Annotated in this window: 18 protein-coding genes, 1 tRNA gene, 1 pseudogene and 1 riboswitch; of the genes and pseudogenes, 13 read left to right on the forward strand and 7 right to left on the reverse strand. The window is 69.8% G+C overall.

The features are described 5' to 3' along the window. Positions 1-40 precede the first annotated feature (40 nt). Positions 41-1,339: a PTS transporter subunit EIIC gene (locus ACFWPQ_RS07380; RefSeq protein WP_384030882.1), complete on the reverse strand. Its 1,299-nt coding sequence runs from the start codon at positions 1,337-1,339 to the stop codon at positions 41-43. 200 nt (positions 1,340-1,539) lie between these two features. Between ACFWPQ_RS07380 and ACFWPQ_RS07385 the strand changes: the two genes are divergently transcribed. From ACFWPQ_RS07385 to rdgB, 4 genes are all read left to right on the forward strand, one after another. Beyond that, a complete protein-coding gene (locus tag ACFWPQ_RS07385; protein ID WP_089106674.1) occupies positions 1,540-1,773 on the forward strand; it encodes a glucose PTS transporter subunit EIIB in 234 nt (77 codons plus the stop codon). 84 nt (positions 1,774-1,857) lie between these two features. After that, positions 1,858-2,595 carry a ribonuclease PH gene (rph, locus tag ACFWPQ_RS07390; protein WP_384030884.1) on the forward strand — a complete coding sequence of 246 codons (738 nt, stop codon included), beginning with the start codon at positions 1,858-1,860 and terminating at the stop codon, positions 2,593-2,595. Positions 2,596-2,723: 128 nt separating this feature from the next. After that, on the forward strand, positions 2,724-3,131 hold the full coding sequence (locus ACFWPQ_RS07395; RefSeq protein WP_384030886.1) for a hypothetical protein: 408 nt from the start codon (positions 2,724-2,726) through the stop codon (positions 3,129-3,131). 36 nt (positions 3,132-3,167) lie between these two features. Then, positions 3,168-3,770 carry an RdgB/HAM1 family non-canonical purine NTP pyrophosphatase gene (rdgB, locus tag ACFWPQ_RS07400; protein WP_384030888.1) on the forward strand — a complete coding sequence of 201 codons (603 nt, stop codon included), beginning with the start codon at positions 3,168-3,170 and terminating at the stop codon, positions 3,768-3,770. Positions 3,771-3,811: 41 nt separating this feature from the next. Here the strand turns inward: rdgB and ACFWPQ_RS07405 are convergent. The 4 genes from ACFWPQ_RS07405 to bcp form a co-directional block, all read right to left on the reverse strand. After that, positions 3,812-3,896 (reverse strand) — tRNA-Leu (locus ACFWPQ_RS07405). A gap of 53 nt (positions 3,897-3,949) precedes the next feature. Then, positions 3,950-4,603: an HNH endonuclease gene (locus tag ACFWPQ_RS07410; RefSeq protein WP_384030890.1), complete on the reverse strand. Its 654-nt coding sequence runs from the start codon at positions 4,601-4,603 to the stop codon at positions 3,950-3,952. Further along, entirely contained in the window at positions 4,600-5,253 is a 654-nt protein-coding gene (locus tag ACFWPQ_RS07415) for an HNH endonuclease signature motif containing protein (RefSeq protein WP_384030892.1), read from the reverse strand. Before ACFWPQ_RS07415 ends, ACFWPQ_RS07410 begins: the two co-directional genes overlap by 4 nt. A 158-nt stretch (positions 5,254-5,411) precedes the next feature. Further along, positions 5,412-5,879 (reverse strand): thioredoxin-dependent thiol peroxidase, encoded by a 468-nt coding sequence (gene bcp / locus ACFWPQ_RS07420; RefSeq protein WP_384030893.1) that lies wholly within the window; start codon positions 5,877-5,879, stop codon positions 5,412-5,414. A 96-nt stretch (positions 5,880-5,975) separates the two neighbouring features. On the opposite strand from bcp, the gene ACFWPQ_RS07425 reads away from it, so the two are divergent. The 3 genes and pseudogenes from ACFWPQ_RS07425 to ACFWPQ_RS07435 form a co-directional block, all read left to right on the forward strand. After that, positions 5,976-6,308 (forward strand): DUF3618 domain-containing protein, encoded by a 333-nt coding sequence (locus ACFWPQ_RS07425; RefSeq protein ID WP_384030895.1) that lies wholly within the window; start codon positions 5,976-5,978, stop codon positions 6,306-6,308. 24 nt (positions 6,309-6,332) lie between these two features. Continuing rightward, positions 6,333-6,689: a co-chaperone GroES gene (locus ACFWPQ_RS07430; RefSeq protein WP_189261159.1), complete on the forward strand. Its 357-nt coding sequence runs from the start codon at positions 6,333-6,335 to the stop codon at positions 6,687-6,689. Positions 6,690-6,747: 58 nt separating this feature from the next. Beyond that, positions 6,748-6,816, forward strand: a riboswitch (guanidine-III (ykkC-III) riboswitch). Positions 6,817-6,864: 48 nt separating this feature from the next. Next, a pseudogene (locus ACFWPQ_RS07435) lies at positions 6,865-7,077 on the forward strand (DMT family transporter); the annotation flags it as partial. Positions 7,078-7,098: 21 nt separating this feature from the next. Here ACFWPQ_RS07435 and ACFWPQ_RS07440 read toward each other — a convergent pair. After that, the gene (locus ACFWPQ_RS07440; protein ID WP_384031365.1) at positions 7,099-9,420 is read right to left on the reverse strand and encodes a transglycosylase domain-containing protein; all 2,322 of its coding nucleotides are present in this window, start codon (positions 9,418-9,420) and stop codon (positions 7,099-7,101) included. 779 nt (positions 9,421-10,199) lie between these two features. Here ACFWPQ_RS07440 and ACFWPQ_RS07445 point away from each other — a divergent pair. From ACFWPQ_RS07445 to ACFWPQ_RS07470, 6 genes are all read left to right on the forward strand, one after another. Further along, a complete protein-coding gene (locus ACFWPQ_RS07445) occupies positions 10,200-11,000 on the forward strand; it encodes an ABC transporter permease (protein ID WP_384030897.1) in 801 nt (266 codons plus the stop codon). A gap of 175 nt (positions 11,001-11,175) precedes the next feature. Continuing rightward, positions 11,176-11,940 carry an ABC transporter permease gene (locus ACFWPQ_RS07450; RefSeq protein WP_384031367.1) on the forward strand — a complete coding sequence of 255 codons (765 nt, stop codon included), beginning with the start codon at positions 11,176-11,178 and terminating at the stop codon, positions 11,938-11,940. A gap of 4 nt (positions 11,941-11,944) precedes the next feature. After that, positions 11,945-12,952: an ATP-binding cassette domain-containing protein gene (locus ACFWPQ_RS07455; protein ID WP_384030899.1), complete on the forward strand. Its 1,008-nt coding sequence runs from the start codon at positions 11,945-11,947 to the stop codon at positions 12,950-12,952. Positions 12,953-12,984: 32 nt separating this feature from the next. Beyond that, entirely contained in the window at positions 12,985-13,758 is a 774-nt protein-coding gene (locus ACFWPQ_RS07460) for a DUF1707 domain-containing protein (protein ID WP_384030901.1), read from the forward strand. Between the two features lie 522 nt (positions 13,759-14,280). Further along, positions 14,281-15,543, forward strand: coding sequence for a DUF445 domain-containing protein (locus ACFWPQ_RS07465; protein WP_384031369.1), 1,263 nt, complete (start codon positions 14,281-14,283; stop codon positions 15,541-15,543). Positions 15,544-15,604: 61 nt separating this feature from the next. Beyond that, the gene (locus ACFWPQ_RS07470; protein ID WP_384030903.1) at positions 15,605-17,194 is read left to right on the forward strand and encodes an MFS transporter; all 1,590 of its coding nucleotides are present in this window, start codon (positions 15,605-15,607) and stop codon (positions 17,192-17,194) included. On the opposite strand, the gene ACFWPQ_RS07475 is transcribed toward ACFWPQ_RS07470, so the two are convergent. After that, positions 17,191-18,084 carry an MBL fold metallo-hydrolase gene (locus ACFWPQ_RS07475; protein WP_384030905.1) on the reverse strand — a complete coding sequence of 298 codons (894 nt, stop codon included), beginning with the start codon at positions 18,082-18,084 and terminating at the stop codon, positions 17,191-17,193. The two genes, ACFWPQ_RS07470 and ACFWPQ_RS07475, sit on opposite strands and share 4 nt — an antisense overlap. Positions 18,085-18,220: the final 136 nt, after the last annotated feature.

Here is an 18,220-nt window from a genome sequence, read left to right on the forward strand (position 1 = left end):
CGGAGCGCTACGCGCTGTACGCCATAGGGCGACAGGCTGCTTAAGCCTTGGTGACGTCCTCCACTTCGTCCTCCGGTTCCCTGCCCGGCGTCTTCAGGTCGAACCGCGTGATGGCGAACCGGAAGATCACGTAATAGACCGCCGCGAAGCACAGACCGATCGGGATGATCGCCCAAGGCCGCGTCGCCAGCTTCCAGTTGATGACGTAGTCGATCAGCCCCGCCGAGAAACTGAACCCGTCGTGCACCCCCAGCCCCCACGTCACCGCCATCGACACCCCCGTCAGCACCGCGTGCACCACGTACAGCAGCGGCGCGATGAAGAGGAACGAGTACTCCAGCGGCTCGGTGATGCCGGTCACGAACGACGTCAGCGCCACCGACAGCATCAGACCGCCGATCTCCTTGCGCCGGTGCGGCTTCGCGCAGTGCGTCATGGCCAGCGCGGCGGCCGGCAGCGCGAACATCATGATCGGGAAGAACCCCGACGTGAACTGACCCGCGTCCGGATCACCCGCCAGGAACATGTTGATGTCACCGTGCACCGTCTGCCCGTCGGGCGTGGTGTAACTGCCGAACTGGAACCAGATGGGCACGTTCAGGAACTGGTGCAGCCCGACCACCAGCAACGCCCGGTTCGCGACCCCGAACACCCCCGCACCCCACGCCCCCGCGTCCCGCAGCCAGTGACTGAAGCTCTCCAGACCCCCGCCGACCGGCGGCCAGACCCACAGACACAACGCGGCGAACACGATGGCCACGAACGACATGATGATCGGGACCAGCCGCCGCCCGTTGAAGAACCCCAGCCAGTCCACCAGCCGCGTCCGGTGGTACCGAGCCCAGAAGAACGCGGTCAGCAGCCCCAGCGCGATCCCCCCGAACACCCCCGGATTCTGGAACGTGAACGTCGACACCGACCCGTCCCGCACCTGACACCCGATCCCCGGCAGCGTCCTCGAACCGCCGGGGCAGTCCTCCGGGAACTGATGCAGCACCCCGTAATAGACGAGAAAGCCCGCCACCGCCGCCAGCGCCGTCGAACCGTCCGCCTTCTTCGCCATGCCGATCGCGACCCCGACACAGAACAGCAGCGGCAACCCGACCGAACCGTCCAGCAGCGCCCCGCCCGCCCCCTTCATCACCTTGGAGACCGCCGTCCAGCCCAGCCCCTGCTCGCCGAACACGTCAGGCTGGCCCAGCCGGTTGAGGATCCCCGCGGCCGGCAACACCGCGATCGGCAGCTGAAGACTGCGCCCCATCTTCTGCAGCCCCTGGAACAGCACGTGCCACCGCTCCCGCGCGGGACGTGCCGTACTGTCGGCGCTCTCGGCACTCATGGGCGCGTCCTCCGGGCCGCTCGGCTGCACCGCGGGTCGCCGCGGGGGGTTTGTCGACCGCCCACCAGCTGGTGTAGACCAGTCGACGACGGTTCCGCCGCGGTGCTCGCCATCATTCGGCACCCGCGGTACGGCCGCTCGCAAAGATGGGCCAACTGTGGGTTACTGCGACAAAGCGGTTCGGATCAGGGAGAAGGAACATGGCCAGCAAGGCTGAGAAGATCGTCGCCGGCCTCGGCGGAATCGAGAACATCGACGAGATCGAAGGCTGCATCACCCGGCTGCGCACCGAGGTCCACGACGCCTCGCTGGTCGACGACGCCGCACTCAAGGCCGCCGGCGCCCACGGCGTCGTCAAGATGGGCACCGCCATCCAGGTCGTCATCGGCACCGACGCCGACCCGATCGCCGCGGAGATCGAAGACATGATGTGAGCGACACCGCTCGCCCCGAAGGGGCCCCTCCCCTCCTGGGGAGCGGCCCCTTCCCATGCTCACGCTCCGGATAGGCTCGTCGCCATGTCTCGAATCGACGGCCGCACCCCCGAACAACTCCGCCCGGTCACCATCGAACGCGGCTGGAGCAAGCACGCCGAGGGCTCCGTCCTCGTCTCCTTCGGCGACACCAAGGTCTTCTGCACCGCCTCCGTCACCGAAGGCGTCCCCCGCTGGCGCAAGGGCAGCGGCGAGGGCTGGGTCACCGCGGAGTACAGCATGCTCCCCCGCGCCACCAACACCCGCGGCGACCGCGAGTCCGTCAAGGGCAAGATCGGCGGCCGCACCCACGAGATCTCCCGCCTCATCGGCCGCTCCCTCCGCGCCGTCATCGACTACAAGGCCCTCGGCGAGAACACGATCGTCCTGGACTGCGATGTGTTGCAGGCGGACGGCGGCACCCGCACGGCGGCGATCACCGGCGCGTACGTGGCGTTGGCCGACGCCGTCACCTGGGCGAAGGAGCGCAAGCTCGTCAAGGCCGGCCGCCAGCCCCTCACCGGCACCGTCTCGGCCGTCTCCGTCGGCATCGTCGGCGCGGTCCCCCTCCTCGACCTCTGCTACGAGGAGGACGTCAAGGCCGAGACCGACATGAACGTCGTCTGCACCGGCGACGGCCGCTTCGTCGAGGTCCAGGGCACCGCCGAGGCCGAACCCTTCGCCCGCGACGAACTCAACGCCCTCCTCGACCTCGCCGTCGCCGGCTGCACCGACCTGGCCGCGATCCAGCAGGCCGCGCTCGCAGAGGCCCTCAAGAAGTAAAGGAAAAGGAAAAACCCGAGGTACGAGAGGGCAACCCGAGCAGCCCACCCCGCGTCCCTATCAATACGGGCGCACGGCACGTACAACCGTGCGCCCGGCCAGTCTTACAACGGGGAGGGAACACCACTATGGCCGCCAGCCGACGCCGAGGACGCCGTCGCGTCACCGCCATCGCCGCCGTAGCCGCGACCACCGCACTCACCACCGCCCTGCTCACCGGCTGCGACAGCGTGAACAAGGCCCTGGACTGCGTCCAGACCGCCGACTCCATCGCCGACAGCGTCACCAGCCTCCAGCAGGCCGTGGAGAACGCGTCGAACGACCCGACCCGGATCGACTCGGCGATCACGGCCATCGGGGACAACCTCGACAAGATCGACAGCAGGACGGACAACGCCGACCTCGACAAGGCCACCCAGGACATGCGCGAGGCCCTGATCAAGGTCCAGACGGCCGTCCAGAACGGCGACAACACACCCGACATCAGCGGGGTCACCGACGCGGCCGGCGAACTGACCAAGGTCTGCCAGCCCTAGCCCGGGGCTCAGCGGGCGGCCGGGATACTGGTCCCCATGACGCGCCTGATTCTCGCCACCCGCAACGCCGGAAAGATCACCGAACTCCGCGCCATCCTCGCCGAGGCGGGCCTGCCCCACGACCTGGTCGGCGCGGAGGAGTACCCCGACATCCCCGACGTCAAGGAAACCGGCGTCACCTTCGCCGAGAACGCCCTCCTCAAGGCCCACGCCCTCGCCCAGGCCACCGGCCTCCCGGCCGTAGCCGACGACTCCGGCCTCTGCGTAGACGTCCTGGGCGGCGCCCCCGGCATCTTCTCCGCCCGCTGGGCCGGCAGCCACGGCGACGACAGGGCCAACCTGGACCTGCTGCTCGCCCAGCTCTCGGACATCGCCGAGGAGCACCGGGGCGCCCACTTCGCCTGCGCGGCGGCCCTGGCGTTGCCGGACGGCACGGAGAGGGTGGTCGAAGGCCAACTGCGGGGTGTCCTCCGGCATGCGCCGACGGGCACGAACGGCTTCGGCTACGACCCGATCCTCCAGCCGGAGGGCGAGGTACGGACCTGCGCGGAGCTGACCCCCGAGGAGAAGAACGCGATCAGTCACCGGGGGAAGGCGTTCCGGGCGTTGGTGCCGGTGGTGCGGGAGCTGTTGGGCTGAGAACGGAAGAGGGGCCGCCTATGAAGGTGGCCCCTCGTATGTGCGGTCGGTGGGACTCGAACCCACACGGGATTTCTCCCACGGGCACCTAAAACCCGCGCGTATCGCCTATTTCGCCACGACCGCCCCAAAACGGACATCCTCTGGAGCTGCCGTTTTGCTTGGCCCAGTGTACGGGGCTACGTCTTTCGGCGTGCGCCTCCTCGGCACCAGGTGCCCGTGATCGCATGGCAGTTCGGGCACAGCAATCGCAGGTTCTGCTGTCGGTCGTCGCTCCAGTCCCCGTTGATGTGATCGACCTCCAGGGTCATGGTCCTCCCGAGCCACTCGGAACCCACTCCGCATTCGGTACACGCCTCGGGGACCCCGACGTCCCGAAGCGCCCGACGCAACAGCACGGTCCTGGTGCGGCGCGTGCCGTCGTGCTTGACCAGGATGTCCTCCGGACGCCTGGCCTTGTCTGGCCGAGCCTTTCCCCGTTGGTGCGCCTGCCCCAGGAAATGCGCGGTCGACAGTCCCTCTTCGGTGATCCACTGCCGCAGCAGCGCACGCTGTGTACCGGTGTCCGGCCGCCGCAGCAGGCGCAGCGTCCCTGCGATGGAAACCGACTCGGCCACGGCCTTGCGCAACTCTTCGGACCCGGGCCGTCGCTGTCCACCGGAATCGTGGAAGTGTGAGATGTCGATCCCGAAGTGGGCGAAGCGCTTGCGGAGGTAGCGGTCGAGTTTGTTATAGGGCTCGTTGCCGAAGTAGGCGATCACCTCGTTGATGCCGGTGCACAGTCGGGCTGCCTCTGCCAGTCGCTCACGGGTGTACTGCACGCCTTTGCTCATGCGGCACCATCTTGCCCGCGGCCTTTGCCCCGCCCTCGGTAGTTGTCCGTCGTGGAATGGCAGTTCGGGCAGAGCAGGCGTAGGTTTTCGATCCGGTTGTCGCGCCAGTTGCCATCGATGTGGTCGACCTCCAGTGGGAGCGGGCGTCCTCGCCAGACCGCCTCCGTGCCGCACTGGGCGCAGAGCTCCGGCACGCCCATCGCCGTCATCGCCCACCTGAGCCGGTCGCTCGGAATGCGCCGGGCAAGGTCCTTCGACTGCTCGACGAGCAACCCTTCGGGGGTGCGTGGCCGTCGCGGCTTGCCCTGCCGCGTCGGCACCTGGAAATGCGACGTGTCGATCCCGTAGGCCCTGATCCTCCGGCTGATGTGCGTGTGATGCCCGCCCACCACTTCCAGCCCGAGTCGGCGCAGCACCTCGCACGTGTTCGTCGAAGCCGCCACCGCGCCCTCCAACACCTCCCGCGTCCACTTCACCCCCTCCCGCTCGAAGTGCGAGACATCCACCCCCAGCTTCTTCATTCGTCCGAGCACATACCGCCGCGTCGAACTCGCCGGATCCACCCCCAGCCTCCCCAACGCCTCCGACAGCGTCCGCGCCCCCCGAGCCGCCGCCTCCAGCCGCTCCTTGGTGTACGCACTGGCCCCCATCGAGCCCCCTCCGTTCCGGCCGCGCGTTCGCAGCCCGTACGGAGTAACGAACCGGTTATCGGACAGTCACGCACGGAAGCCGGAAAGAGGAAACGGCTCACGCCAGGTCGCCCCGGTGTGAGCCGTCAGTGTCGGCGGGTCGGTGGATCAGGAGGGCCTCAGATGCCCAGGTCCTTGATGATCTTGGCTACGTGGCCGGTGGCGCGGACGTTGTACAGGGCTCGTTCCACCTTGCCCTCCTCGTCCACGATGACCGTGGAGCGGATGACGCCCAGGTAGGTCTTGCCGTAGTTCATCTTCTCGCCGTAGGCGCCGTAGGCGTCCAGGACCTTCTTGTCGGGGTCGGCGAGGAGGGTGACCCTGAGGTTCTCCTTCTCGCGGAACTTGCCGAGTTTCTCCGGGGCGTCGGGGGAGATGCCGAGGACGTCGTAGCCGGCGTCGGCGAGGAGGGAGAGGTTGTCCGTGAAGTCGCAGGCCTGCTTCGTGCAGCCGGGGGTGAGGGCCGCCGGGTAGAAGTAGACGATGACCTTGCGGCCCTTGTGGGCGGAGAGGGACACCTCGTTGCCGTCGGCGTCGGGGAGGGTGAAGTCGGGGGCTACGTCCCCGGGCTGGAGTCGCTCGCTCATCGGTCTAGCGTAACGGGGGGTCCTGGCATGGCAGCGGTGGCGAGAACTGACAGACTGTCCAGAACAGGCAGTACGGCAGACTTCGGAGGGCCTACGGTGGCGGAGACGTCGGACACCAGATCCCCGGCGCAGATCGAGGCGGACATCAAGCGCCGCCGCGAGGTGCTGGCCGAGACGCTGGACGAGATCGGGGTGCGGGTGCACCCGAAGACCATCGTCGGCGATGCGAAGGCCAAGGTCGCGGCCAACGTCGATCACACGCTCGGGAAGGCCTACGTCCAGGTCAACCGGGTCGTGAGTGAGGTGAAGGCCCAGTTCGTGGATGAAGAGGGTGCGCCGCGGCTGGAGCGGGTGGTGCCGGTCGCCCTCGTCGCCGTGGGCGTGGTCGGGCTGCTGGTCTTCAGCGGTACCCGGCGGCGCAAGAGCTGATCAGAGGCGGGTAGGTTCAAGGGCGTGAGCGCCAAGAGAGACGAGCAGAGCAGCCGGCACGACAAGCTGCCGATCCGGATGCTGCACGACCGGGTCCTGGTCAAGCAGGACACCGGTGAGGGTGAGCGGCGGTCGGGCGGGGGCATCCTGATTCCCGCCACGGCGGCGGTCGGGCGCCGGCTGGCCTGGGCCGAGGTGGTCGCGGTCGGGCAGAACGTGCGGACGGTGGAGCCCGGCGACCGGGTGCTGTACGACCCGGAGGACCGTGCCGAGGTCGAGGTGCGGGGGGTGGCGTACGTGCTGATGCGGGAGCGCGATCTGCACGCGGTGGCCGCCGACCGGTTCGAGGGCTCGGAGGACTCGACCGGCCTGTATCTGTGATTCAGAGGACGGAAGGGGCCTGGTGACTGCGGTCACCAGGCCCCTTTGCTATTTCTTTGCCATGTTCGAAGGGGTCAGCCCGACGAGACGCGCCGTACCGGGACCGTGAAGGCAAAGACGACGCACCCCCCGCTGCCGGAGATACGTCAGCGAAGCTTCTCGGTGGTGCCGTCATGGCCTGGGTTCTGCTTGTCGTCGCCTGCTGTCGTACGCGGCGCGGACGCTTCCCATCGGTACCGCCTACGGCGTGTGGGTGGGGATCGGGGCGGCCGGGGCGGCGGTGTTCGGGATGGCGGTGCTCGGGGAGCCGGCCACCGCCGCCCGGATCTTCTTCGTGTCCCTGCTGCTGGTCGCCGTGGTGGGGCTCAAGGCGACCAGCGGTCAGTGACCGCCGGTCAGTGACCGGCGGTCATTGGATGAACCCGAACCCGCCTCCGTCGCCCGCTGTGGTGCCGGTACTGGTGCCGGTGTCGGTGCCCGAGGTCGTCGTACCGGTACTGGTGCCGTCGGTCGTGGTCCCGGTGGTGGTTCCGGTCGAGGTGCCGGAGTCCGTTCCCGAGGTCGTCGTGCCCGAGTCGGTGCCCGAGGTCGTCGTACCGGACGTGGTCGACCCGTCTGTGGTGGAGCCGTCCGTCGTGGAGCCGTCGGTGGTGGTGCCGTCCGTGCCGCCGTTGTCGGCGCCGCCGTCCGTGCCGCCGTTGTCCTGGCCCTGGTCGGTGGTGCCGCCGTTGTCCTGGCCGCCGGTGCCCGGGGTGGCCGGGGCCTGGGTGCCCGGGGCCACGGTCTCGGCGCCCGCCTGGAGCTCCAGGTCGAAGTCGGAGGCCGTGGTGCCCTTCAGGGCTGCCTTGGTGTACTGCGCCCAGATCTCGGTCGGGGCTCCGCCGCCGTTGATGCGGGCGAGGCCGAGCGCGCCGTACAGCGACTTGTGGGCGGCGGTGACCGGGTCCTGCCCCATCACGGAGACGACGGTGGCGAGGTCCGGGGTGTAGCCCGCGAACCAGGCCGCGGTGTCCTCCTCGGCGGTGCCGGTCTTGCCGGCCGCCGTACGGCCCGCGGCCTGGGCGGCGGTGGCGGTGCCGTTGTCGACCACGCTCTGCAGGATGGAGGTGGTGGTGTCGGCGGCCTGCCGGCTGACGGCCTGCTTGGTCGTCGACTTCGGCAGCTTGATCTCCTGCGTTCCGTCCTTGGTGATCTTGTCGACCATCGTGTACGTGCCGTGCTTGCCGTGGTTGGCGAGCGTGGCGTACGCCTCGGCCATGTCCAGGACGCTGGCGGTCGCGGTGCCGAGGGCGATGGACGGGTAGGGCTGGAGGTCCTTGGTGTCGGCGGGGATGCCCAGGTCGACGGCGGTCTGCTTGACCTTGGACGGGCCGACGTCGACGGCCATCTGCGCGTACACCGAGTTCACGGAGAGGTCGGTGGCCTTGCGGACGGTGATCTGGCCGTACGACCTCTCGTCCTCGTTCTCCGGCGCGTAGGCGCCGCCGGACCAGCCCTGGACGGCGCGCTTGTTGGTGCCGTCGTAGTAGGTGTTCGGGGTGATGGTCTGGCCGGACTGGGTGGTGGAGCCGTTGTCGACGGCGGAGGCGAAGACGAAGGGCTTGAAGGTGGAGCCCACCTGGAAGTCGCCGCGGGTCGCGCCGTTGGTGTACTGCTTCACGTAGTCGATGCCGCCGTACATGGCGACGACCTCGCCGGTCTTCGGGTCGACGGAGGCGCCGCCGGCCCGCACGTAGTTGTCGACCTTGTTGTTCTTCTTGTCCAGCTGGGAGATCAGCTTGTCGTCGACAGCTTTCACGAAGGCGTTCTGCTTGGACTTCTGCAGGGTGGTCGTGATGCGGTAGCCGCCGGCCTCCAGGGCGTCCGAGTCGACGATCTTGTTCTTGATCAGGTAGTCGTTGACCGCGTTGACGATGTAGCCGCGCTGCCCGGACATCCCGGTGGAGACGGTCTGCTCCTTGGGCATCGGGAACTTCATGCCGGCCCGCTTGGACTCGCTGAGCCAGCCCTTCTTGACCATGCCGTCGAGGACGTAGTTCCAGCGGGCGACGGCCGCGGCCTTGTTCTCGGGGTGGGCGACGACGTCGTACTCGCTCGGCGCGTTGACGAGCGCGGCGAGGTAGGCGGCGCGGGCCGGGTCGAGGTTGGTGGCGTCCATGCCGTAGTAGGCCTGGGCGGCGGCCTGGATGCCGTAGGCGTTGCGGCCGAAGTAGCTGGTGTTGAGGTAGCCCTCGAGGATCTGGGACTTGGACTCGCTGCGGTCCAGCTTGATCGAGATGAAGAACTCCTTCACCTTGCGGGTGACGGTCTGCTCCTGTGCGAGGTAGTAGTTCTTCACGTACTGCTGGGTGATCGTCGAGCCGGACTGGGTGCCCTTGCCGGTCGCGGTGTTCCAGGCGGCGCGCAGCATGGCCTTGGGGTCGACGGCGGACTCGGTGTAGAAGTCGCGGTCCTCGGCGGCGAGTACGGCGTGCTGGGCGTCCGCGGAGACCTGGGAGAGGTCCACGTTCTCCCGGTTGACCTCGCCGTCCCGGGCGAGTTGGGAGCCGTCGGCGTACAGGTAGACGTTGCTCTGCTTGGTGGCGAAGGCGTTGGCCGCCGGGATCTTCACCATCGAGTAGCCGAGGAAGAACAGGCCGATCACCAGCAGCACGCCGATGACGAAGGTGCCGAGCACCATCCGCCAGGTCGGGATGATCCGCCGCCATCCGGTCCGCTTGGGCCGCTTCATCTTCTTCTCGCCCCCGTTCGTCGGCACGGCGGCCGCGGCCGGTTCGGCCCCGGGTGCCGGGACCGCGGTGACCGCGGTGGGTGCCGGTGGGGCGGTGACCGCGGTGGGTGCCGGAGGCGTTGCCGCCTTCGGCACCCTGACCGCCGCGAGCTGCCGTGTCTGCGTGTCCTGCCTGTCTTGCCTGTCCTGTGTGCCTTGCCTGTCCTGCGCGTCCGGTGTGCCCTGCGTGTCCTGCCTGGTGGTCTCGGCCGCCGCGGGCGGGCGCGCCCTGGGCACCGTGACCGCCGTGAGCTGACGGGTCTGGGTGTCCTCGGCCGCCGCCTTCGGCGGTGCGATCTTCTTCTCGTCCGTTCTCTCGCCCGCTCTGCCGCCCGCCGGTGGCTGCTCCGTCCTCGCCTGCTCGGCCGCCGCGGGCGGCTCCGTCGTCCTCTCCTCGGCCGCCGCGGGCGGCTCCGGCTGCTTCGCCTCGGCCACCGGCTGCGGCGGGGTCTTCTTCTCCTCGGCCGCAGCCGGCGGCTCCGTCGGGCCTCCGCCGCCCTGGTTCGGCTGTTGCGGCTGCGGCTCGTCGCTCATGTCGTGCACGGACTCCTGTTTCGCGTCGTACATTCGTTCCCGTACGACCTCGTACGCTTCTGCGCCCCCTGTTGAAGACTCTCGCACCGCGCGTTCCGTTCCCGGATTCCGGCACGCTTCGGTCACGGAAATTGCGTGGCCTGCGATGTCGTCGGCGCAGTAGGCTCCTGCGCTTCGGTGTCGGGCGGTCCGGGAGGTCGGTTGGCGTGGGCGCGGGACGGTTGTACACGGCCGTCGCGGCGGGGGGTTTCCGACGGTACGCGACGTATCGGGCGGCCACCGCCGCCGGGGTGTTCACCAACACGGCCTTCGGGATCATCCTCGTCTACACGTACTTGGCGCTGTGGGACGAGAAACCGCACCTCGGAGGCTATGACCAGGCACAGGCGGTGACCTATGTGTGGCTCGGGCAGTGCATGTTCGCGACCCTCGCGATCCCCGGCGGGGGCGTGGAAAAAGACCTGATGGAGCGTATCCGTACGGGCGCGATCGCGATCGACCTGTACCGTCCGGCCGATCTTCAACTGTGGTGGCTGGCGACCGATTTGGGTCGCTCGCTGTTCCAGCTGCTGGGGCGGGGCGTGATCCCCTTCCTGGTCGGCGGGGTGTTCTTCCCGATGGCGCTGCCCGCGGACGCCGGCACCTGGGCCGCCTTCCTGGTCGCGCTGTTCCTCGCGATGCTCGTCAGCTTCGGCATCCGCTACCTGCTCGCGCTGAGCACGTTCTGGCTGCTGGACGGCATGGGCGTCAGCCAGGTCCTGGCGATCACGGGGATCTTCTTCTCGGGCATGACCCTGCCGCTGAACGTCTTCCCGGGCGCCTTCGGCGAGGTCGTCCGCGTGCTGCCGTGGGCGGCGCAGCTCCAGATGCCGGCGGACGTGCTGCTGGGGGAGACCGGCGTGGCCGGGGCGTTCGCCTTCCAGGCGGCGTGGGCGGTGGCGCTGCTGGCGGCGGGGCGGCTGCTGCAGTCGGCGGCGACGCGGCGGGTGGTGGTGCAGGGTGGGTGAGCGTGTTCCGGGCGGGTGGGGCGCGGCGGGTGAGCGTGTTCCGGACGGGCGGGGCGCGGTGGGTGAGCGTGTTCCGGACGGGTGGCGCGGGCCGGGCGGCGGTGTTCCGGACAGATGGCGTGCGGCGGGTGAGCGATCCCGGGACGGGCTGCGGGCGTACCGGCTGATCGCCGCGATGTGGATCCGTTCGACGATGATCTACCGGACCTCCTTCGCCCTCACGATGGCCGGGAACCTGCTGGTGACCGGGCTGGACTTCGCCACGATCCTGCTGATGTTCTCGCAGGTCGACTCGCTCGGCGGCTGGTCGCTGCCCGAGGTCGCCTTCCTGTACGGCCTGTCGGCGACCGCGTTCGGCGTCGCCGACCTGGTGCTGGGCTCGATGGACGTGCTGGGCACCCGGATCCGCGACGGCTCCTTCGACACGCTGCTGGTCCGGCCGGCCCCGGTGCTCGCGCAGATAGGCGCGGACCACTTCGCGCTGCGCCGCCTGGGCCGGATCACCCAGGGCGCGATGGTGCTGGGCTGGGCGCTGGTCTCCGTCGGCATCGACTGGACGCCGGCGAAGGTGCTGCTGGTCCCGCTGACGCTGGCGGCCGGCGCGGCGATCTTCTGCGCGCTGTTCGTGGCGGGCGCGGCCTTCCAGTTCCTGGCGCAGGACGCGGCGGAGGTGCAGAACGCGTTCACGTACGGCGGTACGACGCTGCTCCAGTACCCGCCGACGGTGTTCGGGAAGGACTTCGTGCGCGGGGTGACGTTCATGCTGCCGCTGGCCTTCGTGAACTGGGTACCGGCCGCGTACGTGCTGGGGCGGCCGTATCCGCTGCGGCTGCCGGCGTGGGCGGTGTGGTCGCCGCCGCTGGTGGCGTTGGTGTGCTGCGCGCTGGCGGGTCTGGCGTGGCGGGCGGGTCTCAGGGCGTATCGGAGTACGGGGAGTTGATCTGATGTCGGACGTGTTCATCGAGGTCGACCGGGTGGAGAAGGTCTTCGAGGTCCGGAAGAAGGCCGGGTTCCTGAAACGGGAACGGCGGCAGGTACGGGCGGTCGACTCGCTCTCGTTCACGGTGGCGCGCGGCGAGATGGTCGGCTACATCGGCCCGAACGGCGCCGGGAAGTCGACCACGATCAAGATGCTGACGGGCATCCTGACCCCGAGCGGCGGCCGGCTCCGGGTGGCCGGCATCGACCCGTCCCGCGAACGCACCCGCCTGGCCCACCGTATCGGGGTGGTGTTCGGCCAGCGCACGACACTCTGGTGGGACCTCCCCCTCATCGACTCCTACCGCCTGATGCACCGCATGTACCGCATCCCGGACGCCCGTTACACCGAGAACCTGGACCGCCTGGTCGAACTCCTCTCCCTGGAAAGCCTCCTGGACGTCCCGGTCCGCCAACTCTCCCTCGGCCAGCGGATGCGCGGCGACATCGTGGCGGCGCTCCTGCACGACCCGGACGTCCTCTACCTCGACGAACCGACGATCGGCCTGGACGTGATCTCGAAGGCCAAGGTCCGCGAGTTCCTCCGCGAACTGAACACCGAACGCGGCACCACGGTCCTGCTCACCACCCACGACCTCCAGGACATCGAGCAGCTGTGCTCCCGGGTGATGGTCATCGACCACGGGCGGCTGATGTACGACGGTCCGCTCACCGGCCTGCACGAGGCGGGGGAGAGCGAGCGCACCCTCGTGGTCGACCTGGAGCGGGAGCTCCCGCCGATCGACGCGGGCCCGGCGGCGCGGGTGGTGAGGGTGGAGGGGCCGAGGCAGTGGCTGGCGTTCCCGGCGTCGGAGTCGGCGGCGCCGCTGGTGGCGCGGATCGCGGCGGAGTACCCGTTGGCCGACCTGTCGGTCCGGGAGCCGGACATCGAGGCGGTGATCGCGAAGATGCTGCTCTCCATGGGGGACACCCCGGACACCCCCAAACCCCCACCGGACCTCGCCACCGCATAGTCCCGGGCGCCGCGAACTCGTAGTCTGCCTCCATGACCGACGATGCCCCGGAGTTGCGCGCCTCCGACGCCGATCGTGAACGAGTCGCCGAGGTCCTCAGGGACGCCCTCGCGGAGGGGCGCCTCGACATGGAGGAGTTCGAGGAGCGGCTGGAGGCGACGTACCAGGCCCGTACGTACGGCGAGTTGACGCCGATCACGAGAGACCTGCCGGCAGCGGGCGTGCAGCCGCCGGTGTCGCTCACCAAACCCCCCGCGACGAGCGGGACCTGGGGCGGCCGGATCATCGGCGGCGAGGGCACGTCCTCCTGGGCGGTGGCCGTGATGTCCGGTTTCCAGCGCAAGGGCCGCTGGACGGTGCCCAAACGCTTCAACTCCTTCGCGTTCTGGGGCGGCGGCGAGATCGACCTGCGCGAGGCGAACTTCGCGGACGGCGAGGTCGTGATCAACTGCGTCGCGATCATGGGCGGGATCAGTGTGATCGTGCCGCCGGGCGTCGAGGTGGTGATGCGCGGCATCGGCATCATGGGCGGCTTCGACGAACGCGAGCACGACATGTCGCCGGACCCGGGCGCCCCGAGGGTGGTCGTGACGGGCTTCGCGTTCTGGGGCGGCGTCGAGGTGGCCCACAAGGTGACGAAGGCGGAACGCCAGCGGCTCAAGGAGGAACGCCGCCAGCAGAGCCTCGACCGCAGGACAGCCCGCCACGAACTCCACGAGGCCCGCCACGAGTGGCACCAGCAGCGCCGCGAACACCGCGAGGAACGCCGCGAAAACCGGGACCACCGGAGACACGGCGACCACTGAGGGAACGGCGGGGCGTTTTGAACGCCGGTGGCGCAGCCAACCAAGGGGCGCGGGGAACTGCGCGATCAGCCCCACCGGCCCGCAGCTGCCCACCGGCCGGTTCGGCACCGCCGAGATCCACCGTCGTGGCTGATCGCCGTCGCGGCGGGGTGGGGAGATGCGGCGGGGTGGGGAAGAGCGGCGGGGCGTTGTGAGCGTCAGTGGTGCAGCCGACCAAGGGGCGCGGGGAACTGCGCGATCAGCCCCCACCGGCCCGCAGGTGCCCACCGGTCGGTTCGGCACCGCCGAGATCCACCGTCGTGGCTGATCGCCGTCGCGGCGAGGTGGGGTGAGGCGGCGGGGGGTGGGCGGGGCGTGGGAACTCCTCGCTCGTTTCGGGAGTAGGTGAGGTAGGGACAATGGGTGCGGGGTCACCGTGAGGGTGGTGCCGGCTGCGAACGGGTGGAGCCGATGGAGGAACGTACGGAAACGGTGGACGGGGAGGGAGAGCGGGTGGCGCAGGCCGCCCCTTCCTACAAGTCCATGAACGCCTTCACACCCGCCGACGAGGAGCGCCAACGCGGCGTCCGGCGTATGAAGCGCACGGCGACCGGTCTGCTGTTGATGGTCGCCCTGGTGTACGTGCTGGCGAAGTGGGCGTCCGGCGCCGGCGCCGGCACCTGGGCGGACTACGTGGCCGCGGCCGCCGAGGCCGGCATGGTCGGCGCGCTCGCCGACTGGTTCGCGGTGACCGCCCTGTTCCGCCACCCCCTCGGCCTCCCCATCCCGCACACCGCGATCATCCCGACCAAGAAGGACCAGCTCGGCGTCTCGCTCGGCGAGTTCGTGGGGGAGAACTTCCTCTCCCAGGACGTGGTGAGGCAGCGGCTGCGCGCTGTCGGCATCGGCAGCCGCCTCGGCGCCTGGCTCGCCGAGCCGAAGAACGCCGACCGGGTGACCGCCGAGCTCGCGACAGCGCTCCGCGGCGCGCTCACCGTGCTGCGGGACTCCGACGTCCAGGCGGTCGTCGGCGAAGCCATCACACGGCGGGCCGACGCTCAGGAGATCGCCCCCGGCATCGGCAAGATGCTGGAGCGGGTCGTCGCGGACGGCGGCCACAAGCGGGTCGTCGACCTGGTCGTGACCCGCGCGCACGACTGGCTGGTGCTGCACGCGGACTCCGTGATGGACGCCGTCCAGGGCGGAGCCCCCGGCTGGACCCCCCGCTTCGTGGACCGCAAGGTCGGCGAGCGCGTCTACAAGGAGTTGCTGCGCTTCTGCGCCGAGATGCGGGACATGCCCTCCCACCCGGCCCGCGGCGCCCTCGACCGCTTCCTCTCCGACTTCGCGAACGACCTCCAGTCCGACACCGACACCCGGGCCCGCGTCGAGCGGCTCAAGGGCGAGGTGCTGGGCCGCGGCGAGGTGCAGGACCTGATCGCGTCCGCCTGGACGGCCGTACGGTCCATGATCGTCTCCGCGGCCGAGGACGAGCGCAGCGAGCTGCGGCTGCGCGTCCGCGCCTCCCTGATCTCCCTGGGCGCCCGGATGGCCACCGAACCCAAGGTCCAGGACAAGGTCGACAGCTGGGTCGAGGGCGCGGCCGTGCACGTCGTGACGACGTACCGCAAGGAGATCACGTCCCTGATCACCGACACGGTGGCCGGCTGGGACGCGGAGCACACCACCCGGAAGATCGAGGCGCACATCGGCCGCGACCTGCAGTTCATCCGGATCAATGGCACGGTGGTGGGGTCGCTGGCCGGCGTGCTGATCTTCACGGTGTCCCGGGCACTGGGGGCCTAGCGCGCCCGGAGCGGGGCACCCGGCCGGGGTTGCGGTTCCCTTTCCCGGCCGAGGAGGCGCGATGGGTGCGGATGCGGATGCGGGCGTGGACACGACGGCGGGCGGCCGGACGATCACCACCCGTATCCCGGCCCGCCTGGACCGGCTCCCCTGGTCCCACTGGCACTGGACGATCGTCATCGGCCTCGGCACGGTCTGGATCCTGGACGGCCTGGAGGTCACGGTCGTCGGCAACATCTCCAGCCGCCTCTCCGAACCGGGCAGCGGCCTCGCGATCTCCTCCTCCCAGGTCACCGGCACCGCCGCGGCGCTCTACGTGGCCGGCGCCTGCGTCGGCGCCCTCTTCTGGGGCCGTCTCACCGACCGCCACGGCCGCAAGAAACTCTTCATGATCACCCTGGCGGTCTACCTGGCCGCCACCGCCCTGACCTCGCTCTCCTTCGCCCCCTGGTGGTTCTTCACCTTCCGCTTCCTGACCGGCTTCGGCATCGGCGGCGAGTACGCGGCGATCAACTCGGCGATCGACGAGCTGATCCCGGCGTACTACCGGGGCCGCGTCGACCTGATCATCAACGGCAGCTTCTGGGTGGGCGCGGTGGGCGGCTCGCTGCTGTCGATCGTCGCGCTGGACACGGACTTCCTGGCGAAGGACGTGGGCTGGCGTCTGACCTTCGCGCTGGGCGTCGTCCTCGGCCTGGTCATCCTGCTGGTACGGCGCAACGTCCCGGAGAGCCCGCGCTGGCTGCTGATCCACGGCCGGGAGCGGGAGGCGGAGGAGATCGTCACGTCGATCGAGCGGCAGGTGGCGGCCGAGAAGGGCGCCCCGCTGCCCGAGCCGGCCGGCGAGCTGGTGATCCACCAGCGCGAGAGCGTCACGTTCGCCGAGATCGCCCGCACGGTCTTCCACGACTACCGGCGCCGCGCCGTCCTCGGCTTCTCCCTCTTCGTCGGCCAGGCATTCCTCTACAACGCGATCACCTTCGGCTTCGGCGCGATCCTCACGAAGTTCTTCGACGTGCCGACGGGGGACACGGGCTACTACTTCGTGGTCATCGCGGTCGGCAACTTCCTCGGCCCGCTGCTGCTGGGCAAGCTCTTCGACACGGTGGGGAGAAGGGTGATGATCTCGTCGACGTACATCGTGTCCGGGCTGCTCCTCTTCCTGACGGCCTGGCTTTTCGGCCGGGGCGTGCTGAGCGCGGGAACCCTGACGGCGTGCTGGTCCGGGGTCCTCTTCTTTGCCTCGGCTGGGGCGTCCAGCGCCTATCTGACCGTCTCCGAGATCTTCCCGATGGAGACGCGGGCGATGTCCATCGCCTTCTTCTACGCCCTGGGCACGGCGGCCGGCGGCATCAGCGGGCCGCTCCTCTTCGCCGACCTGACGGGGACGGGCGAGGTGGCCGACACGGTACTGGCCTTCCAGATCGGTGCCGGGCTGATGTGCGCGGCGGGGCTGGTGGCGGTGGCGCTGGCGGTGAACGCGGAGCGCCGCCCGCTGGAGGACATCGCCCGGCCGCTGACGGCCGCCGCGCCGCCCGGCGGTGCGGCGGGCGGCGCGGCGGCGGGTGGCGCGCCGGGTGGTGCGTCGCCCGGTGGTCCGCCCGCGGGTGGTGCGCCCGGAGGCGGTGCGCCCGGGGGTGCCGCGGTCTAGAGCCAGCCGCCGGCGATGAACTGGACCGGGTCCTCGCCGGGGTGCTCCCGGATGCCGAACACGGCCTGGGACATCGACCACAGAACCGTGCGCCCGATCCGGTCCGGGTAGCGGGCGATCATCGCGTTGAAGAAGTCGACGGCGCTGTTCTCGGTGCCCATCAGCTCCTCGGCGACGTCCAGGTACTCCCGTGTCTCGGTGATCGTCCGCGCCGCGTCGTCGTCGAGCTCGGACTTCTTGTGGCCGGCGACGACCGAGCGCGGGCTCAGCGCCTCGACCTGGTCGATCGCCCGGCGCCAGGAGTCCAGGCCCGCGAGCACGGCCTCGCCGACGTACTGGTGGGCGCCGTTGTAGATGACGTCACCGGCCACGACGAGCGCGAGGTCGGGCACGTGCAGGACGCTGGTCGCCTCGGTGTCGGTGTGCCCGACCTCGACCATGACGAGATCCCTGCCCTCAAGGGTGAAGCGGTTGTCGGGCACGGTCACCGCGGTCACCGGGGAGGGCGGGATGTCCGAGTAGACCTTGTCCCAGACGTACGGGCGACCGGCGTTGTTGGCGTGCATCTGGGCGATCGTTCCCTCGGTCGCCACGACGCGTGCGCCGAACCGGTCCGCCAGCAGCCCGGCGGCGAACCAGTGGTCGCCGTGGCCGTGCGTGATGAAGATGTCCGTCACGTTCCGGTTCTTGGCGGCGACCCAGTCACCCAGCGCCTGCGCCTGCTCGGCGGTGAACCCCGGGTCGGTGAGCACGGCGTCCTCGGCGCCGGAGATCAGGGTGCTGGTGACGGGGGAGAAGAGCTTCGGTTCCCCGTTCGGAAGCAGGCCGTTGTCCTGCGCCGGAGGGTTGTTGATGAACAGGTCGTAGGTGAGTGCGTCGGTCGGGCTCATGGTTGTCGTCCCCTCGCGTTTCCCGCTGCTGTTGCGGGCGGCATCATGCGCAGGGGGAGCCGTGCGGGTGCATCACCTGAATGCGTGAGGCGCGGGTCGCTCTCACCTGTTCAGGTGAGAGACGGGCGGCCGACCA

This window comes from Streptomyces sp. NPDC058464 (assembly GCF_042721035.1).
In the GTDB taxonomy this organism is placed as follows: domain Bacteria; phylum Actinomycetota; class Actinomycetes; order Streptomycetales; family Streptomycetaceae; genus Streptomyces.

Bases quoted from the DNA above. Each gene is read 5' to 3' on its own strand.
- ACFWPQ_RS07440 (WP_384031365.1), bottom strand. From the start codon at position 9,420: ATGAAGCGGCCCAAGCGGACCGGATGGCGGCGGATCATCCCGACCTGG.
- ACFWPQ_RS07465 (WP_384031369.1), top strand. From the start codon at position 14,281: ATGAACGCCTTCACACCCGCCGACGAGGAGCGCCAACGCGGCGTCCGG.
- rdgB (WP_384030888.1), top strand. From the start codon at position 3,168: ATGACGCGCCTGATTCTCGCCACCCGCAACGCCGGAAAGATCACCGAA.
- ACFWPQ_RS07380 (WP_384030882.1), bottom strand. From the start codon at position 1,339: ATGAGTGCCGAGAGCGCCGACAGTACGGCACGTCCCGCGCGGGAGCGG.
- ACFWPQ_RS07395 (WP_384030886.1), top strand. From the start codon at position 2,724: ATGGCCGCCAGCCGACGCCGAGGACGCCGTCGCGTCACCGCCATCGCC.
- ACFWPQ_RS07410 (WP_384030890.1), bottom strand. From the start codon at position 4,603: ATGAGCAAAGGCGTGCAGTACACCCGTGAGCGACTGGCAGAGGCAGCC.
- ACFWPQ_RS07460 (WP_384030901.1), top strand. From the start codon at position 12,985: ATGACCGACGATGCCCCGGAGTTGCGCGCCTCCGACGCCGATCGTGAA.
- ACFWPQ_RS07455 (WP_384030899.1), top strand. From the start codon at position 11,945: ATGTCGGACGTGTTCATCGAGGTCGACCGGGTGGAGAAGGTCTTCGAG.
- ACFWPQ_RS07470 (WP_384030903.1), top strand. From the start codon at position 15,605: ATGGGTGCGGATGCGGATGCGGGCGTGGACACGACGGCGGGCGGCCGG.
- ACFWPQ_RS07475 (WP_384030905.1), bottom strand. From the start codon at position 18,084: ATGAGCCCGACCGACGCACTCACCTACGACCTGTTCATCAACAACCCT.
- rph (WP_384030884.1), top strand. From the start codon at position 1,858: ATGTCTCGAATCGACGGCCGCACCCCCGAACAACTCCGCCCGGTCACC.
- bcp (WP_384030893.1), bottom strand. From the start codon at position 5,879: ATGAGCGAGCGACTCCAGCCCGGGGACGTAGCCCCCGACTTCACCCTC.
- ACFWPQ_RS07385 (WP_089106674.1), top strand. From the start codon at position 1,540: ATGGCCAGCAAGGCTGAGAAGATCGTCGCCGGCCTCGGCGGAATCGAG.
- ACFWPQ_RS07450 (WP_384031367.1), top strand. From the start codon at position 11,176: ATGTGGATCCGTTCGACGATGATCTACCGGACCTCCTTCGCCCTCACG.
- ACFWPQ_RS07415 (WP_384030892.1), bottom strand. From the start codon at position 5,253: ATGGGGGCCAGTGCGTACACCAAGGAGCGGCTGGAGGCGGCGGCTCGG.